Consider the following 20850-nt stretch of genomic DNA (forward strand, 5'->3'; position numbering starts at 1 on the left):
CTTTTTACAAAATGAAAAATGCGATGACGCAGACGGATAGAAACATCCCAAGAGCCGTTCTTTTGGCGATCTGAATAGGATTTACCATCGCAAGTCCCGCGCAAACGATACAAGCGCCCGCAATCGGCGATGCGCTCCTGCCTAGCGCGCCGCTTATCGCAACCGCCATACCGAGCTTATCTTGCTCAAAACCCAGCGCGTCGGCGTGCACGGTCACGGCGGTATTAAACGCCATCGACGCCGCATCTCCAGAGCCCGTTACGACGCCCATAAAAAACGGCACGAAAGTTCCGCCGAATTTTACGTAGCCCTGCTCATTTTTAAGCCACTCGATTACGAAATCGATCGCTCCGCACGCGCTAAGCCCCGCGACGAAGACGCCCGCTGCGATGATGATACCTATGATCTCGGCATACGCGCTACCCATTCCTTTGAAAAATTCCTTCGTAATTTTTTGAGGATCGGTTAGAGTAACGGCGATGGTGAGGATAGCACCCAGTAGCATCGCTTCGGCGACGCCCATCTTCGTCCACTTTAGGAAAGAGACCTGATTTAGGCTCGTGCCGCCGATTACCAAGATCACTAGCGGCACTAGCGGCATAAGCGCGTATAAGACGTTTATCTTTTGAGGCTGCGCGTCTAAATTTGAACCGTCGGCGGAATTTGACGCAACGGAATTTGCGACGCCCTCCTTTTGTGCGAGATAATTCACCCCTTTGGTGTAGTCTTTGCAAACTATCGCCGTTATACTCATTACGATCAAAACCACGATCAAAGCGGTAATCGCGCTAGAAAACTGCACCCCGATGACGTCTTGAACCGTGTAGGAGGGGTTGTGCGCCTTTACCATATCGGCTACAAATACGTTGTGCGCCGAGCCCGGGCTTAAAACGCTACCAAAAGTTCCCGCAAATACCGCAGCTCCCGCCATCTCAGGTTTAACGCCCGCAGCCATCATCACGGGGATCAGCGTAGCGCCGACCGCAGCCGAGCAGCCCGCAGCGGAGGGGATAGCGATATTGATAAAATATGTAAGCGCCACGACGATAGGGATCAATAAAAATCCGATATTGCCAAGAGGTCTGGTTAGCAAATTTACAAGGGCGCGGTCGCATTCGGTAAATTTCATCACGAAGGCAAAACCCATGCTGGCGCAGATCGCCTTAATAAGACCTGCTTTAGTCATATACGAGGTAAAGGCATTTAGCCCGTCCAGCGGCTTTAGACAAAGCACGCACAGCACTAAACCCACGCCGATAAGCACGGTTTTGGTATCCTTTTTCATGATCAGTAAAGCGACGACTGCGACGATACCCGCAAGCGCCAAAAGTAACCTAAGTGTCTCCACGATAACTCCTTTTAAATTTTAAATTTACCTCCCACGGCGATGCGCGAGATCTCTTTTTTATACTCGAATTTCAGCACGTCCGCATGCCCCATCACTTCGCACTCGTTTCCGTTTATCAAAAACGCGCTACCCTCGGGCATAGCATAGACGCTGTCGTTTTGATTGACGATCAAAAACTCCTCCAGCCGCTCCTCCCTGCTCTCGCCGTTGTGGTTTGAAATTTTACCGCTTATGAAGTGTGGATTGATCTGATGCGGAAAGATCCCCAAAGCTACCGGCGAGGGCGGAAAGACGATCGGCATGTCGTTGGTGGTCATCATCGTCTTGCCCGCGACGTTTGCGCCAGCAGACCAGCCGAAATACGGCGTACCGCCGTCCACCGCCTCTTTGATCGCACCTAAGAGATCAAATTTATAAAGCTCATTTAGCAGCACGAAGGTATTGCCGCCGCCGATGCAGATCGATTTGGCGTTTTTAACGGCGGCTTTCATATCGGAAAAGTGGTGAATCGATCTGATATTGTTGCTCTCCAAGCAGTCCGCGACCTTCTGCTCGTATTGCTCGCTTGTGCGCCTAACGCCCGCAAACGGAATAAATAAAATTTCATCCTCCCAAAGACCCCCTAAAAATTCCTTGATCCACCCCTTGCAGTGGTTCAGATAACCGCTGTCTTTGTAACTGGAGGCGCTTAGAAGTAGTGCTCTTTTCATACCGCTTTCCTTAAGCTTTGCCGTTTAGCTTATACGCGCAGCGCAGATAAACGTCCACTCCCGCAAGCAGCGAGTCCTCGTCGAAGTCAAATTTGCCGTTGTGATGCCCCGCCGCAAGCGTCGTGCCGATCATCAGATATCCGCTCTTGCCGCCCGCATCTTGCACCGAGCGCATAAAATGCGCGAAGTCCTCGCATGCGCCGAAATTTAGCTCCCTTACGATCTTGTCGTTATCGATAAACGGCGATGCCTTCGCCGCATCCTCGTAAAGCTGCGTTGTAGCCTCATCGCTATCGCCGCCTGCGGTGCCGCCCGTGACCTGCACGTCGTAGCTGACGCCGTAAATTTTAGAAACGCCCTCCACTATGTCCATACATTTGGCCTTCATAAACTCATTCAGCTCCGTGCTCTCGCCGCGAGTCTCGCACGCGAGATAGCCGTTAGGCGCGATGACGTTGCGTCCTTCGCCTGCGCGCAGTACGCCTACGTTGATACGCGTGACGCCGTCCGCGTGCCTCGTGATGCCGTGCATATCAAGCGCCATCTCGGCTGCCGCGAGCAGAGCATTGGCTCCGTTTTGCGGCGCGCCCGCTGCGTGAGCGGACTTACCCTTTAAATTTACGTCAAATTTAGTGGTCGCGAGTAGCTTTTTGGTGCCGCAGATGATGCCTCTCATGGTAGTCGCCTGAAAGCCGATATGACCGCCCAGCAAGTAATCCACGCCCTTGGTAACGCCCGCAGCTTCCATACCCACGGCGCCCCTGGTGCCCTCCTCGGCGGTTTGAAAGATAAATCTAAATTTACCGCTAAAATCATCTAAGCTCTGCGCGATGAGCTTCGCTAAAGCAAGCCCCATCGTGATATGCCCATCGTGCCCGCACGCGTGCGTAATGCCGCTAATATCGGAGCGAAAGCCCTCCTTAAAAGGGCGGTGGTCCGCGTCCGTACTCTCGGTCACATCCACGCCGTCTATGTCAAATCTAAAAGCGACCGTCTTGCCCGCGCGCCCTGTGTCGATCTGCGCCACTAGACCCGTTAGCCCGTCCTCCATCGCATCAAGAAATTTTATCTGATCTGCGTTTAGAAGCCCCTCGGCGCGCTGCTTCGCCTTCTCGCAGGCATCCTTGCTACCTACGCCCTGCCTTGCCTCAGCCTTTACAACCTCGCGACCGAGCTTTATCTCATAGCCCAAGCGCTGCATACGATCTGCGATAACCGCGGTCGTAAAAAAGGTAAACCAGCCCGTCTCGGGATGCGAGTGGAAAAACCTGCGATCCCCGATCATCTCGCCTTTGAGCGCCTCTACTTTTTGTGCGATAGCATCCATTTTCTCTCCTTTATTCTCTGGCTAAATTTAACATCGCCGCAGCTAGAACCTTCGTAGCGGCGAAAGCGTCGTTCCAGTTTATGCTTTCGTTTACGTTGTGGCTGATACCGTCCTTGCACGGCACGAAAAGCATCCCCACGCGATCCGCAAGCTCCGTCATATTCATCGCGTCGTGTCCCGCGCCGCTAGGAAGCCTCAGGCTTGGAATTTTAAGCTCGCAGGCACAGCTCTCAAGCAGATTTATCATCTCCTCGCTTAGCTTTACAGGGCGATCTTTGATGAGATTTTTTAGTTCAAATCTGCATCCTCGGCGAGCACAAATTTCATCTATCGCGGCGCAAATTTCATCGTCCGCCGCCCTGAGTGCTTCCTCGTCTATATCGCGTATATCAAGGCCTAGCGTGCAGGCGCCCGGGATCACGTTTAGCACGCCGGGCAGTGCGTTTGCATAGCCCGTCGTCGCGACCGTGGTTTTGCCCGCCTTAGCGATCCTCTCCGCGCTTAAAACGATCTCGCTAGCGCAAGCTAGGGCGTCGCAGCGCATATCCATCGGCGTAGCGCCGCTGTGATCGGCTCTGCCCTCGATCCACAGCTCGTATCGCACGGGCGCGGCGATACCCGTGACGATGCCTACTGGGATGCCCCGCCTCTGCAATACCGGCCCCTGCTCGATATGAAGCTCGATATAGCTATGAAAGCTGGATTTTGGCAGGATGCAGCTTTTTAAATTTGCGGGATTTAGCCCGAAAGCCTCCATGGCGTCAAATAGCGAAATTCCGTCCCCATCCTTTAGCTCGTCTAGCCGCTTTTGTGAGAGCTTGCCGCTAATTATCTTGCTGCCTACGGTCGCCATTTTAAAGCGGCTCGATTCCTCGCAAACAAAGACGATGAGCTCCAACGGGCGCGCAAGCTTTTCGCCGCTATCTCGCACCGCTCGGATCGCCTCCAAAGCAGCCATGACGCCCAGCGTGCCGTCGTAAAAGCCGCCCTGCGGTACGCTATCGATATGCGAGCCAGCACTTACGGACGGCAGATCGGGATTTTGAACGCCTCCAAATTTAGCGAAAATATTGCCCGTATCGTCGATTTTGATCTTGAAATTTTCTTTTTGAAGTAGCGATATGAGGAAGTTGCGCGCCTCTTTATCCTCGCGCGAAAACGCAAGCCGCGTAAGCCCACCGCCCGCCAAAGCCCCAAAACGGCTTATCTGTTCGAACTCGCTTTTAAGGCGCCGTGTGTTTATGTCCATAAATCCCCTTTTTTAAAAAATTTATGAATACGGCATTTTAATATTAAATTTATATAACAAAGCTGAAATTTATCTATCGCGGCGGCGCATACCAGCACTAAACCGCATGGACAAGAGCAAATATTTGTGGTAGCAAGACTCGTATTCTAAATTTCAGCCGCCACAGAATATAAAATTTAAACCAACCCTGCCGTCAATCTCGCTGTAAAACATATAAGCGGCAGCAATGGCGTATCTAGCACGTCGTCACCTAGATTTAGCGGCAAATTTAATAGCAAAATTTAAAGCGTGGCACGATAAAATCTTAAAACAAAATTTCAAGTAGATTTTTAAATATAAAATTTCAAACGGAATCTTAAATGCAGAATTTCAAATAAATTTTAAAATTCCAAGAGTATCATCCCTTGGAATTTTAAATTTAATGCTTGGCTAGGTAATTTGTGTCGTAATTATTATCCACGAAATCGGGGTTATTCATCATCCTAAGATGAAAATCGCGCGTCGATTTTATGCCGCCGATGATGAGCTCATCTAGCGCGACCTTCATCTTCGCGATCGCGCGCGCGCGGTCCTTGTCGTAAACGATGAGCTTGCCGATCATGCTGTCGTAGTAAGGCGGCACCGAGTAGCCCTCATAAACGTGGCTATCCATTCGCACATTTCTGCCGCCCGGAGCGACGTATTTTGTGATTTTGCCCGGGTTTGGCATAAAGCTTTTGGAGTCCTCGGCGGTGATGCGACACTCAAGCGCATGCCCGCTAAATTTTATCTCGCTTTGAGGCAGCAGCTTCTCGCCCTGCGCGATACGGATCATCCACTCGATCAGATCGAGCCCGCTTCGCATCTCGCTTACGGTGTGTTCGACCTGCAAGCGAGTATTCATCTCGATGAAGTAGAATTTCTTATCCTTACCGTCGTATAAAAACTCAAACGTTCCAGCACTTGCGTATCCGATCGCCTTAGCGGCGCGAACCGCCGTTTCGTGCAGGCTCTTTCGCGTCGGCTCGTCCAAGATCACGGCTGGGCTTTCTTCGATCAGCTTTTGATGGCGGCGCTGCATCGAGCAGTCGCGCTCGCCGATATGCACGACGTGTCCGTGCTCGTCGCCCAAGACCTGAACCTCTATGTGGCGCGGATTTGTGATATATTTTTCCATATACATCGTGCCGTCGCCGAATGCACTCATCGCTTCGCTTTCTGCCGACCAAAAGAGCTTTTCAATATCCTCTTCGCGCTCGACCACGCGCATTCCGCGCCCGCCGCCGCCGGCTGCGGCTTTGATGATGACCGGATAGCCGATTTCAGCGGCTAGCTTGCGTGCTTCTTCGACGCTTGCGATCGCGCCGTCGCTGCCAGGCACTACAGGAATGCCCGCGCGCATCATCACTTGCTTAGCCTTGCTCTTATCGCTCATTAAAGTCATTGCCTCGACGCTTGGACCGATAAATTTAATGCCGTGCTTAGCGCAAATTTCTACGAAATTTTGACTTTCGCTCAAAAAGCCGTATCCCGGAAATATCGCGTCAGCTTCGGTTAGCTCGCAGGCCGTGATGATCGCGGGGATATTTAGGTAACTATCGCTACTGCGCGGTCCGCCTATACAGACCGACGCGTCGGCGTATTTGACGTAAAGCGCGTCCTGATCGGCGGTGGAGTGCACGACGATGGCTTGCTTGCCCATCTCTTGGATCGTGCGAAGCGCTCTAAGCGCTATCTCGCCACGATTTGCGATTAGAATTTTTTTAAGCTCCCTCATAGCTTCTCGACCTCAAACAGCGCCATAGCGTATTCGACGGGTTGTCCGTCTTCGACGAGAGCTTTTTTGATGCGGCAGTCGAATTCCGCTTCGATCTCGTTCATAATCTTCATCGCTTCGATGATGCCGATCGTATCGCCCTTATGCACGACCTGGCCTACGCTTACGAACTCTGCCGCACCGGGGCTCGGCGCCTTATAAAAAGTGCCAACCATCGGGCTGTCGATCGTATCCATCGAGCCTTTTGTGGCGGGCTTGTCGCCCACGAGCACGTTTACTGAAGGCGCAGCAAGCTGCGGAGCGGGTGTCGGTGCGGCGAGCTGAGGCGTGCTCCCACCGCATGGGCCATATTTTTTTATCTCGATTTCAAAATCTTTATCTTTAATTTTTAGCTCGTTAATGCCTTGCTTTTCGCCGAAAAAGTCCATTAACTCTTTGATTTCTGCTTTTGTCATAAATTTCTCCTGAAAAAATTTGCGAAATTTTAGCTAAATTTTTATAATTGTTTCTTTAAATGGATTTTTGCGGGACTTTTAAGAAGTGCAAAGCAAAATTTACGACAGAATTTGCGGACTGATTTTAAGGATTTATAGGCTGCGATTTGCCTCGTTCATTTTAAGCTCGAACTTCGCAAGCGAAACACGAAATTTTGCCGCAAGAACGTAAAATTATTTTGAATTCTTTAAAATTTATACTTCATTTTACGACTAGAATTCTACGCTTTAAACGTTAGATTCCGCGCTTTGCTTTAAAATTCCACCTTCGGGCTCGTATCAAAATCCTGTGCCTTGCTTTTCTTTAAAATTTTATACCGAAATTTTATTTTAAAGCCTCGCGCCGAAATTCTATCCGCGCGAAACCCTATGCGTTAATGTGTCGCAAAAAAGCTCTGAATTTTCGCTTTATCGCTCGTTTTGCTAAGAGCCAGCATCAGCAGCACGCGCGCCTTTTGCGGATTTAGATTATCGGCGGTTATAAAGCCGAGCTTAGCGTCGTCCACCTCTGAGCCTACGCTAGTTGAGCCGCTGCCCGTGCGGCTTGAGCGCACGACTATCACACCCGCTTCGCTAGCTTTTGCAAGCGCAGCCTCCGTATCGGGGTATAAATTTCCGTTTCCCATGCCGGCGACTACGATACCCTTAGCGCCCTTTTGTACGGCAGTCTCTACGAAATCGCTCACGTCCTGCGGATGCGCGTAAATAATATCGACGCGCGGCAAGGATTTCAAATCCTTGATATTAAACTCGCTTGCGACGGTGTGTTTGCGAAGCGGTGCCATATAGAAATTTACAACTCCGTAATTCACGGTGCCGATCTTACCGGAATTCGGCGAGGCAAAAGCCGCAACGTTAGTAGTATTTGTTTTCGTAACCTCGCGCGCAGCATGAATCTCGTCGTTCATCACTACAAGAGCGCCCTTTTCGCGAGCGTTTTTATCTGCCGCAACGCTTACGGCGTTAAAGATATTTAAAGGGCCGTCCGCACTCATAGAATCAGCGTTTCGCATCGCGCCCACCAGCACGATCGGTTTTTTAGATTTTACTACCAAGCTTAAAAAATACGCCGTCTCCTCCATCGTATCGGTTCCGTGCACGATGACGACTCCGTCGACGTCGTTTTTGGTAAGCAGCTCGCTTACGCGGTTTGCGAGCTTGAGCCAAATTTCGTCATTCATCTCCTGCGAGCCGATATTTGAAATTTGCTCGCTTTTAATCGTAGCTAAATCCCCCAGTTGCGGCACTGCCGATAAGATATCTTCTACACCCTTAGAGCCTGCGGTATAGTTGCCCTCCGTGGCACTTGCGCTGCTTCCCGCGATCGTGCCGCCGGTAGCTAAAATATAAATATTTGGCTTCGCAGCAGCCAAAGATGACGCGATAAAAAACGTAATAAACGCAAATTTCTTGAGTAGTCCCATAGTTGCTCCTTAAAAAGTGATAAAATTTTTATAATTTAAGCAAAATTCTAGCATAAAATTTTTATTATATTTTATTTTGCTGCTATAATGCGCGAAAAATTTTGATTATTTTAAGGAAATTTTATGGGACTGAAAAGCGATAAATGGATCAGACAGATGTCGCAGCAGCACGATATGATAGCGCCCTTTTGCGAGGAAAATATCGGTCGCGGCGTCGTTAGCTACGGACTTTCTAGCTACGGATACGACATACGCGTAGCGCGCGAATTTAAAATTTTTACAAACGTCGGTGGAACGGTCGTCGATCCTAAAAATTTCGACGCAAAAAACGTCGTGGATTTTGAGGGCGACGTCTGCATCGTGCCGCCGAATTCCTTCGCGTTAGCGCGCACTATCGAATACTTCAAAATGCCGCGCGACGCGCTTGCGATCTGCCTGGGTAAAAGCACCTATGCGCGCTGTGGCATCATCGTAAACGTAACGCCCTTTGAGCCCGGTTTTGAGGGGCACATCACGATTGAAATTTCCAACACCACGCCGCTGCCTGCAAAAATTTACGCGAACGAAGGCATCGCGCAGGTTTTGTTTCTGCAAGGAGATGAGCCGTGCGAGGTGAGCTACTGCGACAAAAAGGGCAAATACCAAAGCCAAAAGGGCATCACGCTGCCTAGAATTCTAAAGGATTAAACAATGAAAAATTTAATCATCGTAGAATCCCCGGCAAAAGCCAAAACGATCAAAAATTTCTTAGGCGACGATTACGACGTCATCGCGTCTAAAGGACATATCCGCGATCTGCCGCAGAAAAAATTCGGCATTAAAATCAAAGATAAAAGCTTCGAGCCCGAATACGAAATTAGCGCCGACCACGATCAGATCGTAAAGCAGATAAAGACGCTCGCCAAAAAGGCGGATCAAATTTATCTCGCGACGGACGAGGACCGCGAGGGCGAGGCGATCGCCTATCATATCGCCGCTTCAATCGGCAAGCAAGCGGAGGATCTGCCGCGCATCGTATTTCACGAGATCACCAAAAGCGCGATCTCAAACGCGCTAAGCTCGCCGCGCAAGCTAAATATCGCAAGCGTAAACGCCCAACAAGCGCGCCGCCTGCTCGATCGCATCGTGGGTTACAAGCTAAGCCCGCTTTTAAATTTAAAGATCCAGCGCGGCTTAAGCGCGGGTCGCGTCCAAAGCGCTGCGCTTAAGATCGTCGTCGATCGCGAGCGTGAAATTTTAAATTTTAAGCCGGTAGAATTTCACAGCATCGACGCGGTTTTTAAAAAGGACTTGGAAGCCGAGCTCGTGGAATTTCGCGGCGAAAAAATGGAAAAGCTCTCGGTTAAAAACGCGGCGCAGGCTAGCGAGATCGTCTCTGAGCTGCAAAAAGACAGATTTAGCGTAGAGAGTATCGAGAGCAAATCGCGCAAGACGAACCCCTACCCGCCGTTTATGACCTCGACGCTGCAGCAGGCGGCGAGCACGGCTCTGGGCTTTAATCCGCGCAAGACGATGAGCCTCGCGCAGAGCCTTTACGAAGGCGTCAATACCAAAAACGGCGGCGCGATCACCTATATGCGAACCGACTCGCTAAATATCGCTAAAGAAGCAATCGTAGCGGCTCGCGAGCTGATCGGTGAGCGCTTCGGCGAAAAATATCTGCCCAAAAGCCCGAATTTATACGCCACCAAAAGTAAAGGCGCGCAGGAAGCGCACGAAGCGATACGGCCTACCGATCTAAAGCTTACCCCCGAGCTCGCGCAAAAAATCCTGCCTCGCGACGAATACCGCCTTTACGCGCTCATCTATAACCGCTTCGTAGCCTCACAGATGAGCCCTAGCGTCTCGCAGATCCAAACGATCATCGTACGCGGCGAAGCGGGCGCATTTAAGATCAGCGGGCGTAAAGTGGAATTTGACGGATTTTACAAGGCTTACGGCGATCTGGATAAGGATAAAATTTTACCGAGCCTTAGCGCGGGCGACGCGATGAGCCTGCAAAGCCTAAGTTCGCAGCAGCACTTCACCGAGCCGCCGGCGCGCTATTCGGAAGCGAGCCTCATCAAAAAGCTCGAAAGCCTCGGCATTGGCAGGCCCTCGACTTATGCGCCTACCATCTCGCTGCTTACGGCGCGCAACTACGTAAATATCGAGCAAAAGCACCTGGTGCCGAGCGAGATCGCCTTTAAGATCACCGAGATGCTGGAGCAAAATTTTAAAAACATCGTCGATAGCGAGTTTACCTCCAAAATGGAGGAGAAGCTCGACGACATCGCCGAAAACAAAGCGGACTGGCAGCAAATTTTGGCGGATTTTTACTACCCTTTTATGGACGAGATCGCCAAAGGAAAAACGTCGATCGTAAGCCAAAAGCTAGCCGAAAAGATCGGCGAAGCATGCCCGAACTGCGGCGGCGAGCTACTTAAGAGGCAGGGCAGATTCGGCGAGTTTATCGCTTGCTCGAACTATCCGAAATGCAAATACTCGCGCAACGCGGACGCCAGCGCCGAGGGGGCAAGCGAGGAGAAGGCGGCGCCCGAAGTACTAGATGAGAAATGCCCGCAGTGCGGTAAAAATTTAATCAAGCGCAAAGGCAGATACGGCGAGTTTATCGCTTGCGAGGGCTATCCGAAGTGCAAATACTCGCGCAAAATCGAGGGTGCGGCAAAGGAGAAAAAACCGCTGCTCTCCACGGGCGTTAAGTGTCCGAGCTGCGGCACGGGCGAGATCGTCGAGCGCTTCTCTAGACGCGGCAAATTTTACGGCTGCACGAACTACCCTAAATGCGGCTTTGTGAGCAACTACGCGCCGATCGCGCGCGCATGCCCGCAGTGCGGCAACTCATACATGCTCCGCAAAGAGCTGAAAAAAGGCAACTTCGCCGAGTGCCCGCAGTGCAAGCTTAAAGAAGAGATCGATTGATAATAGGCGTCATCTCGGACTCTCATCGCGAAACGAAAGTCGCTGCCAGCGCCATAGAGTGGCTGCTCGCGCGCGGAGCGGATCTGCTCGTGCACGCAGAGGGCATCGTTGCGAGCGAGACGCTGCGGCTTTTGCGACAAAGCGGCAAGCCCTACTTCGCGGTTTTAGGGAACAACGACGAAGCGCTTACCGAGTTTAAAAATGAGTTCGACCTACGGGGTGAGCCCTTCTGCACGGAGTTTGCCAGGCTGCGACTAAAAATAATGCACCATCCGTTTTATCTTTTTGACGAAGAACCCGCGACGCAAAACGAAGCAGGCGGATTAAATTTAGACGCGGATTTAGGTGCGGGTGCGGATCGCGGGGAAATTTTAATCTCAAATTCTAAAACAGCGAGTTGCTCGGCAAATTTAGACGCAAATTTTAATGCTGCGGACGTTGATGAAATTTTAAATGGCGCGCGCGGTGCAGATGCAAATTTTAAAAACATACGTAGCGCGAGCGCGAATTTCAAAGGCGGGCAATCCGCAAGTCTAAATGTGAGCTTGGGCGTGAATACAGGCGAGGATGTAAACTCAAACGCAAATTTAGACTTAAGTCTGGGCGCATACTCGGCCTCAAGCCCGAACGCAAATTTAAACTCAAATTTAACCGCAAGTTCAGACCCTAATACAAGCGGCGAAAGTAAAAATCGGGGTCCGTGCGAGCGCGGCGCGGATAAAATTTCAACCATCAAAATTTACGGCCACACTCACTTTTTCGCCGCGGCGATAGATAAAAACGGCGCGCTCGTGCTAAATCCGGGCGAGATTTACGGGCACAAAAAGCGGCTTTTCGATTTGCCTGTGTTGTGGTGCAAGAGTGAAAATTGCGCATATTTCGTCTCCGCTCGCAGCGCAAAGAACTATAAAGCGACCGAAAGGAAGTCTTAAAATGATACGAAAAGCCCCTGGAGCAGCCAGAGAAAATGCTAGAAAGATGCGAAAAAATTCTAAAGCAGCGCGGGAAAAATATAAAAGGGTGCGAGGTCAAAGCGTATGAATGAAATTTACGTCCTAATCGCGTTATCGTTTTTGATCTTTGCTTCGCCATTTTTGGCTAGCTTAGCTAGAATTCCGCTCTCGCCCATGGAGATCATGCTTGGCATCATAGCTGCAAATTTAGGGCTTTTGCCGCCAAGCGCGACCTTCGATCTAGCCGCTCAGATCGGCCTTTGCTACCTTATGTTTTTGGCGGGCTGCGAGGTGGATTTCCGCGCGCTGCTTGCGATGCCGCGTAAAATTCTGCGGCTGATCCTAATCTTTTTGGCGCTGCTTTATATCCTAAGCGCGCTTGCGGTTTGGGTGTTTGAACTGCCGCAGATGCTTATCATCGCAGCGCCTCTGATGAGCGTCGGGCTGCTTTCGGCGCTGTATAAGGAGTACGGTAAGGATCAAGCGTGGCTCAATCTCGCAATGCCCGCGGGCGTAATCGGCGAGCTCATCAGCATCGCCGCTCTCACGGTGGGCGGCATCTACCTTAAAAACGGCTTCGGCGTGGAGATGGCGCTTCACATCGGCGCGCTTTTGGGCTTTTCGGTTGCCGCTCTTGCGGTTTTTAAAGGGCTTGAAATTCTATTTTGGTGGTTTCCCGCGCTAAAAACGGTCATCATGCCCAAATACGACAAAAACGAAAAGGACGTGCGATTTGCGATGGCGCTATTTTGCCTCATCTGCGCGGGGGTGATGCTTTTGGGGCTTGAGGTCGTAATCGGCGCCTTCATCGCAGGCACCTTTCTGCCGACCTTTTTCTCGCATAAGGACGATCTCATCGAAAAGCTATCGTCGTTCGGCTTCGGCTTTTTGGTGCCGATATTTTTCATACACACCGGAGCCGTAATCAAGCTAGAAGCGCTTCTTATGCCTGGAGTGATGAGCTTTGCCGCAAGCCTGGCGGCACTGATGTTTGGCATCAGGCTGCTTGCGAGCGCTACGTTTTTAAGCACTCTGGGGCGCAAAGGCGCGGCGCTTTTCGCGCTATCGCTATGCATGCCGCTAACCCTCGTCATCGCTACGGCGACACTTTTTTACTCCACCGCCGCGATCTCGCAAGAGATATACTTCGCGATGATTATTGCCTCGCTCATAGAGGCGCTTGCATCGATGATTTTGATAAATTTGATTTACAAGAAATTTTAGGGCGGGGTTTTAAAATTTTGAAATTATAGGATTTTGGAATTTTAGAATTTCAAAATTTCGCGAAATTTTAGAATTCTATAAAATTTGATTTGATACGGAATTGAAATAGAGTTAAATTTAAAGTCCTATTTTGTGGCGTGATTGGTTGAATCTTGTAGTTCCATAGTGTAGTTTTGGATTTGTTCCCGAGTAGAATAACCATACGCTTTTAATATTACATTCAACAAGCTTCATTATATCGCTTGCCGACAAAAGAGGTGTTTGCTTTGGATTTAGATTGAGCAGTTTCCAAATTCTATGGAATTCTTCGGGTCTCAATGCTTCGTCGATATCATAATCAAGAGTGACTTCAATAACTTCACCATTATAATATAAAATCCAAATTCCTTTAGAATCAGTGCCATGGTCATAGTCTGGATCAGGAAAGCTATATACGGGCATTAGCCAACAATCCGCATCTCGATCAATAGTCCAATCAAGCTCGTTAATAAAAGCCTCATAGTATGGATTATATTTGTAGTAAATTTCACTCAATCCATACTTTTCATCATCCTCTTTGGTGATGATTGCATTTTCAAATGCCATCTATGCTCCTTGAGATTTAAAATTTAGCGTGCAAACAGAAATTTCAAGCGCAAATTTTATGCAAAATTTCGCGACGCAGCCGAAACGACAAGCATGGAAATTCCAAACTCGCCGCGCTTAAAGATAGACCTACGAGCTTGCCGCGACCGCTAACTCTGCTCGCCGCGAACATATTTGCTCTCTAGCCGCGGCAAAGCAAAAGCGGCTCGTCAGCAAAGCTAGCGATAAAAATTAATCGCAGCAACCCATCCGCAAGAAGCATAACTGCACTATTTACGGGCGGGCTAACAAAGTCATGGCGGCGAGCCGATTAAAATTTAAGCTTTAGCTTGCGGCGCTTAAAAGCCGACTTAAGCCTAGACGCAGTACGGGCGATGTACCGCGACACGGCGTCTAAGCTTCAAGCTACATTAAGACCGGAATTTTGGTCTTTTGCAGGAAGTATTTCGACGCGCCGCCTAGGAATATCTCCTTTATGCCGCTGTCTGAGTGCAAGCCCGCTACGATAAGGTCGAAATCGCCCGCGTCGGCATACTCTAGTAGCACCTGTCCCGGGATCTTGCCCTCGGCATTTAACGCCTCAAAAACATCGATTTTAACGTCATGCAAGGCTAGATAGTCGCTTATGCGGCGCTTCGTTTCGGCAAGATCATCTTGAAGGTAGTGATTTGCGGTAATGACGGTGACGGATTTGGCGCGCTGTAAAAGCTCCAGCCAATTATCAAGCGCCCTTGCAGACGCCGCAGTGCCGGTAAGCGAGACTAAAATTTTATCCGCCCTAAACTCCTGCAGCTTGCGCGGTATGACGATGCAAGGCTTGCCGCTTTTGGTGACCGCCGCTTCGAACGTGCCAGTGATAGAGCCCGTAGGCGGCACGGAGACCAGCACCAAATCGCAATATTTGGAGTATTTCTCGACCAGCTCGGAGCGGATACCCACCATATGCCTCAAAGCGGCGCTATTTGGGACGTGATCGTCGTCGTTTTGATCTAAGCCCAGCTTGGCGCATTCAGCGTCGAAGATAGCTTTGATCACCTCGCGCTCGGCCTGCATCTCATCGCCCGCGGATTTTAAAAACTCCTCCATCAGCACGCCGCCTTTTAGCGTCATACGCACATTGTAGATCATCTTAGGATCGAGCTGGCACGCCATTATGTTTATGTGCGTACCGAAAAATTTATTCACTAGCAGCGCTCCGTGTATGCGCTCTGCCAGCTCCTCGCCGCCGCCGATAGGGAAAAATATCTTTTTAAGCTGCATCTTTACGCTCCTATTAAAATTTTAAGCCAGTTCCAATGAAATTTTAGTGCCTTTCTGATCGGTCACGCGCACTCGCACCACATCGCCCGCCTTGTAAGGCGTCGTGATAAATTTGGCGCGCAGTAGCCCATCCACGCCGTCTCGCAGCGAGATAAAGGTGCCGAAATCCAGTACGCTTTGCACCACACCGTCAAACTCCTCGCCGATCTGAAATTTTACCTCTTTGCGTTCACCGCGCGGCTTGCGAAAATCGCGAGAATTTGAAACTATCGATAAAATTTTCTCTTTCGCGCCCGATACGCCGCTAGCTTTGGCGCCTTGGATCTTAACCTCGCCCTTTTCGCGTTCCAGATCGATATTTACGCCGAAGCTTTCGGTGATCTCTTTGATGACCTTGCCGCCCTGACCGATGATGTCTGGGATTTTGCTCGCCTCGACGCTAAAAATTTCAAGCTTCGGAAGCACGTCCTCGTTTATAACGATCGCCGTATCCGCCTGCTCCATAAGGCCCAAAATATGCGCACGAGCCTGCTTTGCCTGCGCGAGAGCCTCTTTTAAAACCTCCAGGCTGATGCCGCCGAGCTTGATATCCATCTGAAGCGCGGTGATGCCATCATAGGTGCCCGCGACCTTGAAATCCATATCGCCGTCGTGATCCTCAAGCCCCATTATGTCGGTTAGCACGGCATGCTTGTCGCCCTCAAAAATTAAGCCCATCGCGACGCCCGCAACGAGCTTTAGCGTAGGTACGCCCGCTGCTCGGAGAGAAAGTGCGCCGCCGCAGACCGAAGCCATCGAGCTTGAGCCGTTGCTCTCTAAAATTTCGCTCACTACGCGGATGGACTGCGGTGAGTTTAGATCGATGCTCGGATATAGCGCTCTTTTGGCTAAATTTCCATGTCCCAGCTCACGTCTGCCAGGGCTTTTGAGCGGGCTTGCTTCGCCGACGCAAAAGCCCGGGAAGTTGTAGTTAAACATAAATCTATCGCTGATCGGCTCAAGCTGCGTTAGGCTGTCGCTTAGCTGCGCGTCGCTATCGCCGCCTAGCGTAGTGACGACTAAAGCTTGCGTCTGCCCGCGCGTAAATAGGCAGCTTCCATGCGCGCACGGTAGGATATTTGTCTCGATACTGATCGAGCGCACCTCATCAAGCGCGCGTCCGTCGGCTCTGCGGCGATCCTCGATGATCTGCGTGCGGATGATGCCGCGCTTATACTTGCCGATGACGCTGGAGATCACCTCTTTGCTCCACTCGTTTTGCGCCGCGGCCTCGGTCGATAAAATTTGATCCACGATTTTGTTTAGTTCGGTAGCGCGCTCGCTCTTTGCCATCTGATTGATCGCCGCTTTGACGGCATCTTTGTAGTTTGCGTCGATAAAATCCGCGATATCCTCATCCTCGATCTCAGGCTTGTACTCCAGGCTCGCATCCGGTTTTTTAAGCGGCAGAAAAGCCTCTTCGTAGGCGCCCGAGCCCGCGCTTATCGCCTTTGCGGCAAAATCGATCGCATCTACCATCAGATTTTCGCTAAATTCATTCATCTGCTGCGCGCCGCCATTAATCTGCGGCAGGGAGCGCATCTCGATCATCAAAAGCTCATCGCCGACACCCGCTACGTAAAGATCGAGCGCGCTAGCTTTAAGCGCGGAGTTGCTCGGATTTAAGATGAAATTTCCGTTTTGATAGCCTATGCGCACGCCGCAAACGGGCGCCTTAATCGGGATGTCGCTAAGATACAGCGCCGCAGACGCCGCATTAAGAGCGACGACTTGCAGATCAACTTCGGGATCTGCCGATAGCACGTAAACTACGATCTGCGTCGGATACGCATAACCCTTTGGAAAGAGCGGGCGCAGCGAGCGGTCTATGATGCGGCTCGTGAGCGTCTCAAAATCGCCAGGCTTAGTCTCGCGCTTGATGTAGCCTCCAGGGATTCTACCTGCCGCGTACATCTTTTCGATATATTGCACGGTAAGGGGCAAAAAGTCCTCCTGCACCTGCGTCTCTTCGCGCGCTACGGTAGCCAGCACGACGGTATTTTTTACGCGCAAAAGCGCCGCGCCCGCGGCTTGTTTCGCAACTTTGTCGATATCGAAAATTTCGGTATTGCCATTTACTTCAATTTTACACTGCATTAATTTTCTCCTTGTTTTTGTTAGTCTCGTGAAACGGCAGATAAAGCGGGCATTTGTTTAAAATTTGCATTATCTCCTCCGCGCTTGAGAGCGTTTTTTCTTTGTAATAAAAATCCACGTTCACAAAATCTCTGATCTTATGAACAGCATAAATTCCATCTACTAGCATGGCGATCTCGTCTGCATTATCGCTGCCGATAACAGGCGTAGCGTAAAAGATCGCTTTGGCGTTTAAGCTTACGAGCGTCTTTATGCAAGTAAGCGCGGTCAGCCCGCTCTCACACCCCTCATCTACCAAGATGACGTTTTTTTTCTCTAAATTTCCCAAAAGCTCACCCTTGCGAAATTTATACATGTTTTTTAAAATTTTCTCCTCATAAAGTCTATTCGCCTGCCCATAAACGTAATCCAGGCTGATGCCGAAGCTTCGCACGAGCTCATCTACCATCACGATCTCTTGGGTTTCGCTTACGCACGCGATCGCGCATTCAGGATTATTTGGCGCCAAAACAGGCTCTGTGAATAAAAACTCATAAGCAAGCCCTAGTTTTAGAGCAAGATGATTTGCGATAGGAAGCGACTCCAGGGATTGAGCGATTATCAGAAAATTTTCGTTTTTGATCACGGTAGCGGGTAAAATTTCTGCGAGTTTCATCGCGGCGTCGATTTGGTTTTCAAACATCAGCTCAGCTCTAGGCGTCATTATTTTTCGCTTCCGTATTCGCTATTTACCGAAAAATCATACCCTACTCCGCCGAACGGATAGAAATTTACGAGAAAGTAAATTCCGCGCTCCTTGCTTGCTTTGCTATAACCAGTCGTACTGGTATTTTTAGGCTCGATATCCTCTTGATACACAAAAGAGTAATTCCAACACTTGCGCGTATGAGAAAGCCCCACGCGCCACATTTTAGAATAAGATCGCTCCAAGTCGTAATCCCAACGCCCAAAAATTTTATTATTCCTAGGCAAATTTACCGAAGCATTTACGATGCCGTAGTTATCTTTCGTATAGCGTTTAGGCTCCATGCTAAGTTTTTCGTATTCGTAAGCGTGACTAAGTCCAAAGCTAAAGTCGTCGTTGGAGTAGTTGGCGTAAGTATAGACCTTATCGAAGCTTTTATATTTATGCGAGTAGGTAAAGCGGTTTCCGATATTTAGCCCATTTGCAAAATACGCATCGATGCGGTGTTCTAAATCATCGAACTCATGATCGTCGAAGTCATATCGCTGCTTGACACTATGGCGTAAGAATTTACGTCCGTCTTCATTATAAAAAAACTGCGTCATACTTAAAGCTGCATTTTCGTGGGTGTATTCGTCACTAAGCTCGCTTAAGAAGTTATCCTCCCAATAAAGCGAGTCTTGCAAGTTACCCAGCCGTGAGCGATCTACTGCGCCGCGAGCAAGGTCGTATTTATACTGATGATACTTTAAAATTCTATCCTCGATGTCGCCTTGCTGCCAGCTTGGAATTCTAAAATCCGCCCTCCAGCTCATAGTATGATACAAGCTATCGTAAGCCCTGGCTACGTCGGTGTAGAGTGAAAGCTCGGTGTATTGATTAGCGTAGAAAGTGCTTTTATCCTCGCCAAGATCGCCGTTTGCGTAGTAGAATTTATCGTGCCAATCGATATTAGTCATATACACTCGCTCGGTAAAGGCGAAATTTAAATAATCCGCCAGTAGTGGCGTGCTTATACTAATCGGAACGTCAAACTCGTATTGGCGAGCAGTCGCGCCCTCCCATCTGGTATAATTACGCGCCTTCGCATCAAGCGAATAGATCAAATTTGGTAGTCCCAAATCATTGCTAAATTTATGATATTGCAGCGTCGGAAGCTCTTGGACGGTATCTTCGTTGCGGAAAGTATTATCGGCGTTTAGCTTACTCGTATCGATGTAGTATCGTCCGTAAGCGCCAAAATAATGCTCGTCTGAGGTTAAATAATAATTCAGCCGTGAAGTTACGAGCGAATTATCCGCATCGTTGCCAAGACCTCCCTTTTCCTTCAGATCGTAGTATTCAAGGTCGTTTAGCTGAGTAAAATCGATCCATAAATTTTCGCGTAGATCGCCGTCTAGCAGATAGGTCGCGAGCTTGCTGCGATCGTATTGAACTTCAAAGCCGTGATGGCGCTCGTTTTTGTATTCGAGGCGCTTTTGCGCTCTCGAGAAGTTATCGAAAACTCCACCTCTAATCTCGCCGTAAGAATACGGCGACTCCGTAAATCGAAATGTCCCGTATACGCCAAAGCCCCTTCTGCTGCGCACCTGCGGATCGAGCTGAAAATCCCAGCTATCGTAAGGCGCGAAATAGATCGGCTGCTTATAATAGATCCCTTCCTTGCTGATGTAGCCCGCCTCCGGAGGCAGCAAGCCCGTGCGGCGCGTACGGTCGGTCGGAAAGCCGAAATACGGCAGATAGAGCACTGGCACGTCGCCCACGTAAAATCTCGGATTGAAAAGATGGAGGAATTTGCTCTCTTTATTGAGCATGCCGCTACTAAATTTGATGCGCCAATCGGGATCGGTGACGTTGCAGCTAGATACGCTGGAGCCCTCCACGCGGTAATACTCGCTGTCGCTGCAGCTGGCGTCGTTTTGCATCCAAAGCTCGGAGTCCTTATCCATCATAAAATTTACGTCGGCTTCCTGCTTGTCGTTTTTCAGATCGATTTTGACGTGCTGCGCGCGCGTAGTTTCGCTGCTGCCGCGCATCGCATTGACGTTACCAAAAAGCTCAATGATGCCGTTTTGCTCGTCATAGGTGGCGCGATCGGCGGTGATGAAGTAGTCCTGCGAATACACCGTTACGTTGCCGCTCGCCTCTGTCAAAAAGCCGTTTTTCTCGACATTATCTGCTATAAGCTCGACGTCTTGGACCTTCGCGCTCGCACTACTTGCTAAAAGAGCACTAAAACTGAGCGCTAGAATTTTAAATTTTTTACTCTTTTTCAATCTCTACCACCAATGTTTTCGCCGCCATATCGTGCAGGCTCTGACGCGAGTTCGTAAAAAGCGCCACCAAAAATCCCATATAAAAGATCATCTCGCTTATCAACCTAACCGCCGCACGGATCGCTGCCGTAGCGATATCCATAGCGCTGCCGTCGGTGCGGACGCAATAAATTTTAACCGCGAGCTTGCCTAGCGTCGCGCCATATAGATAGACAAAAATTGCCTGATATAAAAATTTTATTATCGCGTAATGCAAAATGAATTTTGACGCGATCTTTTGTACCTCAAGATTGCTTCCGCTCTGCGCCGCTGCAACAAGCTCTGGCTCGTCGATAGCAAATAGCACGACCACAAAAAGCGTTACGTTCACCGCTTCGTCGATACTAAACGCAATTACGCGCTTGCTAAGCGGAGCGACGATCAAATTTTATCTCTTAAGGCTTGGTGTCATCCAATACCACGATCGCCAATTCAACAATCCGATCTGCGGTGGAAAACCCG

At 49.8% G+C, this 20850-nt stretch carries 18 protein-coding genes; 4 read left to right on the forward strand and 14 right to left on the reverse strand.

All coding sequences use genetic code 11. The features are described from left to right. Positions 1 to 4: 4 nt before the first annotated feature. The 7 genes from dcuC to Q0393_RS09800 all read right to left on the reverse strand — a co-directional run bounded on the left by dcuC (position 5) and on the right by Q0393_RS09800 (position 8257). The gene (gene dcuC, locus Q0393_RS09770; RefSeq protein WP_298979833.1) at positions 5 to 1348 is read right to left on the reverse strand and encodes a C4-dicarboxylate transporter DcuC; all 1344 of its coding nucleotides are present in this window, start codon (positions 1346 to 1348) and stop codon (positions 5 to 7) included. Between the two features lie 11 nt (positions 1349 to 1359). Beyond that, positions 1360 to 2058 carry a dipeptidase PepE gene (gene pepE, locus Q0393_RS09775; RefSeq protein ID WP_298979835.1) on the reverse strand — a complete coding sequence of 233 codons (699 nt, stop codon included), beginning with the start codon at positions 2056 to 2058 and terminating at the stop codon, positions 1360 to 1362. 10 nt (positions 2059 to 2068) lie between these two features. After that, positions 2069 to 3385: an amidohydrolase gene (locus Q0393_RS09780; RefSeq protein WP_298979838.1), complete on the reverse strand. Its 1317-nt coding sequence runs from the start codon at positions 3383 to 3385 to the stop codon at positions 2069 to 2071. A gap of 10 nt (positions 3386 to 3395) precedes the next feature. Then, a complete protein-coding gene (locus tag Q0393_RS09785) occupies positions 3396 to 4634 on the reverse strand; it encodes a M20 family metallo-hydrolase (protein ID WP_298979839.1) in 1239 nt (412 codons plus the stop codon). Positions 4635 to 5052: 418 nt separating this feature from the next. Then, a complete protein-coding gene (locus tag Q0393_RS09790) occupies positions 5053 to 6390 on the reverse strand; it encodes an acetyl-CoA carboxylase biotin carboxylase subunit (RefSeq protein WP_298050426.1) in 1338 nt (445 codons plus the stop codon). Beyond that, positions 6387 to 6845, reverse strand: coding sequence for an acetyl-CoA carboxylase biotin carboxyl carrier protein (gene accB, locus Q0393_RS09795; protein WP_298979840.1), 459 nt, complete (start codon positions 6843 to 6845; stop codon positions 6387 to 6389). The genes Q0393_RS09790 and accB overlap by 4 nt, the downstream gene beginning before the upstream one ends. Before the next feature lie 413 nt (positions 6846 to 7258). Beyond that, on the reverse strand, positions 7259 to 8257 hold the full coding sequence (locus tag Q0393_RS09800; protein WP_298979856.1) for a type II asparaginase: 999 nt from the start codon (positions 8255 to 8257) through the stop codon (positions 7259 to 7261). Between the two features lie 174 nt (positions 8258 to 8431). Here Q0393_RS09800 and dcd point away from each other — a divergent pair, with 174 nt between their 5' ends. The 4 genes from dcd to Q0393_RS09820 all read left to right on the forward strand — a co-directional run bounded on the left by dcd (position 8432) and on the right by Q0393_RS09820 (position 13407). Further along, positions 8432 to 8995 (forward strand): dCTP deaminase, encoded by a 564-nt coding sequence (dcd, locus tag Q0393_RS09805; protein ID WP_298979841.1) that lies wholly within the window; start codon positions 8432 to 8434, stop codon positions 8993 to 8995. 3 nt (positions 8996 to 8998) lie between these two features. Continuing rightward, positions 8999 to 11230 carry a type I DNA topoisomerase gene (gene topA, locus Q0393_RS09810; protein ID WP_298979843.1) on the forward strand — a complete coding sequence of 744 codons (2232 nt, stop codon included), beginning with the start codon at positions 8999 to 9001 and terminating at the stop codon, positions 11228 to 11230. Continuing rightward, a complete protein-coding gene (locus Q0393_RS09815) occupies positions 11227 to 12162 on the forward strand; it encodes a metallophosphoesterase family protein (RefSeq protein ID WP_298979844.1) in 936 nt (311 codons plus the stop codon). The genes topA and Q0393_RS09815 overlap by 4 nt, the downstream gene beginning before the upstream one ends. A 105-nt stretch (positions 12163 to 12267) precedes the next feature. After that, positions 12268 to 13407 carry a cation:proton antiporter gene (locus Q0393_RS09820; protein WP_298979845.1) on the forward strand — a complete coding sequence of 380 codons (1140 nt, stop codon included), beginning with the start codon at positions 12268 to 12270 and terminating at the stop codon, positions 13405 to 13407. Positions 13408 to 13524: 117 nt separating this feature from the next. Here Q0393_RS09820 and Q0393_RS09825 read toward each other — a convergent pair whose 3' ends face one another. The 7 genes from Q0393_RS09825 to Q0393_RS09855 form a co-directional block, all read right to left on the reverse strand. Further along, a complete protein-coding gene (locus Q0393_RS09825; protein ID WP_298979846.1) occupies positions 13525 to 13992 on the reverse strand; it encodes a hypothetical protein in 468 nt (155 codons plus the stop codon). Between the two features lie 43 nt (positions 13993 to 14035). Further along, positions 14036 to 14164: a hypothetical protein gene (locus Q0393_RS09830; RefSeq protein WP_298979847.1), complete on the reverse strand. Its 129-nt coding sequence runs from the start codon at positions 14162 to 14164 to the stop codon at positions 14036 to 14038. A gap of 233 nt (positions 14165 to 14397) precedes the next feature. Then, positions 14398 to 15252: a universal stress protein gene (locus Q0393_RS09835; RefSeq protein ID WP_298979849.1), complete on the reverse strand. Its 855-nt coding sequence runs from the start codon at positions 15250 to 15252 to the stop codon at positions 14398 to 14400. Between the two features lie 21 nt (positions 15253 to 15273). Continuing rightward, positions 15274 to 17388, reverse strand: coding sequence for a polyribonucleotide nucleotidyltransferase (locus Q0393_RS09840; RefSeq protein WP_298979851.1), 2115 nt, complete (start codon positions 17386 to 17388; stop codon positions 15274 to 15276). After that, the gene (locus Q0393_RS09845) at positions 17378 to 18091 is read right to left on the reverse strand and encodes a phosphoribosyltransferase family protein (RefSeq protein ID WP_298956653.1); all 714 of its coding nucleotides are present in this window, start codon (positions 18089 to 18091) and stop codon (positions 17378 to 17380) included. Before Q0393_RS09845 ends, Q0393_RS09840 begins: the two co-directional genes overlap by 11 nt. Further along, entirely contained in the window at positions 18091 to 20349 is a 2259-nt protein-coding gene (locus tag Q0393_RS09850) for an LPS-assembly protein LptD (protein ID WP_298979853.1), read from the reverse strand. The genes Q0393_RS09845 and Q0393_RS09850 overlap by 1 nt, the downstream gene beginning before the upstream one ends. Then, positions 20336 to 20773 carry an RDD family protein gene (locus Q0393_RS09855; protein ID WP_298979855.1) on the reverse strand — a complete coding sequence of 146 codons (438 nt, stop codon included), beginning with the start codon at positions 20771 to 20773 and terminating at the stop codon, positions 20336 to 20338. The genes Q0393_RS09850 and Q0393_RS09855 overlap by 14 nt, the downstream gene beginning before the upstream one ends. Positions 20774 to 20850: the final 77 nt, after the last annotated feature.

The sequence above is a fragment of the uncultured Campylobacter sp. genome, from assembly GCF_938015785.1.
Taxonomy (GTDB): domain Bacteria; phylum Campylobacterota; class Campylobacteria; order Campylobacterales; family Campylobacteraceae; genus Campylobacter_B.

What these genes read in the sequence shown, in the direction of transcription:
- pepE (WP_298979835.1), bottom strand. Translation starts at nt 2,058, where the DNA reads ATGAAAAGAGCACTACTTCTAAGCGCCTCCAGTTACAAAGACAGCGGT.
- Q0393_RS09780 (WP_298979838.1), bottom strand. Translation starts at nt 3,385, where the DNA reads ATGGATGCTATCGCACAAAAAGTAGAGGCGCTCAAAGGCGAGATGATC.
- Q0393_RS09785 (WP_298979839.1), bottom strand. Translation starts at nt 4,634, where the DNA reads ATGGACATAAACACACGGCGCCTTAAAAGCGAGTTCGAACAGATAAGC.
- Q0393_RS09790 (WP_298050426.1), bottom strand. Translation starts at nt 6,390, where the DNA reads ATGAGGGAGCTTAAAAAAATTCTAATCGCAAATCGTGGCGAGATAGCG.
- accB (WP_298979840.1), bottom strand. Translation starts at nt 6,845, where the DNA reads ATGACAAAAGCAGAAATCAAAGAGTTAATGGACTTTTTCGGCGAAAAG.
- dcd (WP_298979841.1), top strand. Translation starts at nt 8,432, where the DNA reads ATGGGACTGAAAAGCGATAAATGGATCAGACAGATGTCGCAGCAGCAC.
- topA (WP_298979843.1), top strand. Translation starts at nt 8,999, where the DNA reads ATGAAAAATTTAATCATCGTAGAATCCCCGGCAAAAGCCAAAACGATC.
- Q0393_RS09820 (WP_298979845.1), top strand. Translation starts at nt 12,268, where the DNA reads ATGAATGAAATTTACGTCCTAATCGCGTTATCGTTTTTGATCTTTGCT.
- Q0393_RS09825 (WP_298979846.1), bottom strand. Translation starts at nt 13,992, where the DNA reads ATGGCATTTGAAAATGCAATCATCACCAAAGAGGATGATGAAAAGTAT.
- Q0393_RS09830 (WP_298979847.1), bottom strand. Translation starts at nt 14,164, where the DNA reads ATGTTCGCGGCGAGCAGAGTTAGCGGTCGCGGCAAGCTCGTAGGTCTA.
- Q0393_RS09835 (WP_298979849.1), bottom strand. Translation starts at nt 15,252, where the DNA reads ATGCAGCTTAAAAAGATATTTTTCCCTATCGGCGGCGGCGAGGAGCTG.
- Q0393_RS09840 (WP_298979851.1), bottom strand. Translation starts at nt 17,388, where the DNA reads ATGCAGTGTAAAATTGAAGTAAATGGCAATACCGAAATTTTCGATATC.
- Q0393_RS09845 (WP_298956653.1), bottom strand. Translation starts at nt 18,091, where the DNA reads ATGACGCCTAGAGCTGAGCTGATGTTTGAAAACCAAATCGACGCCGCG.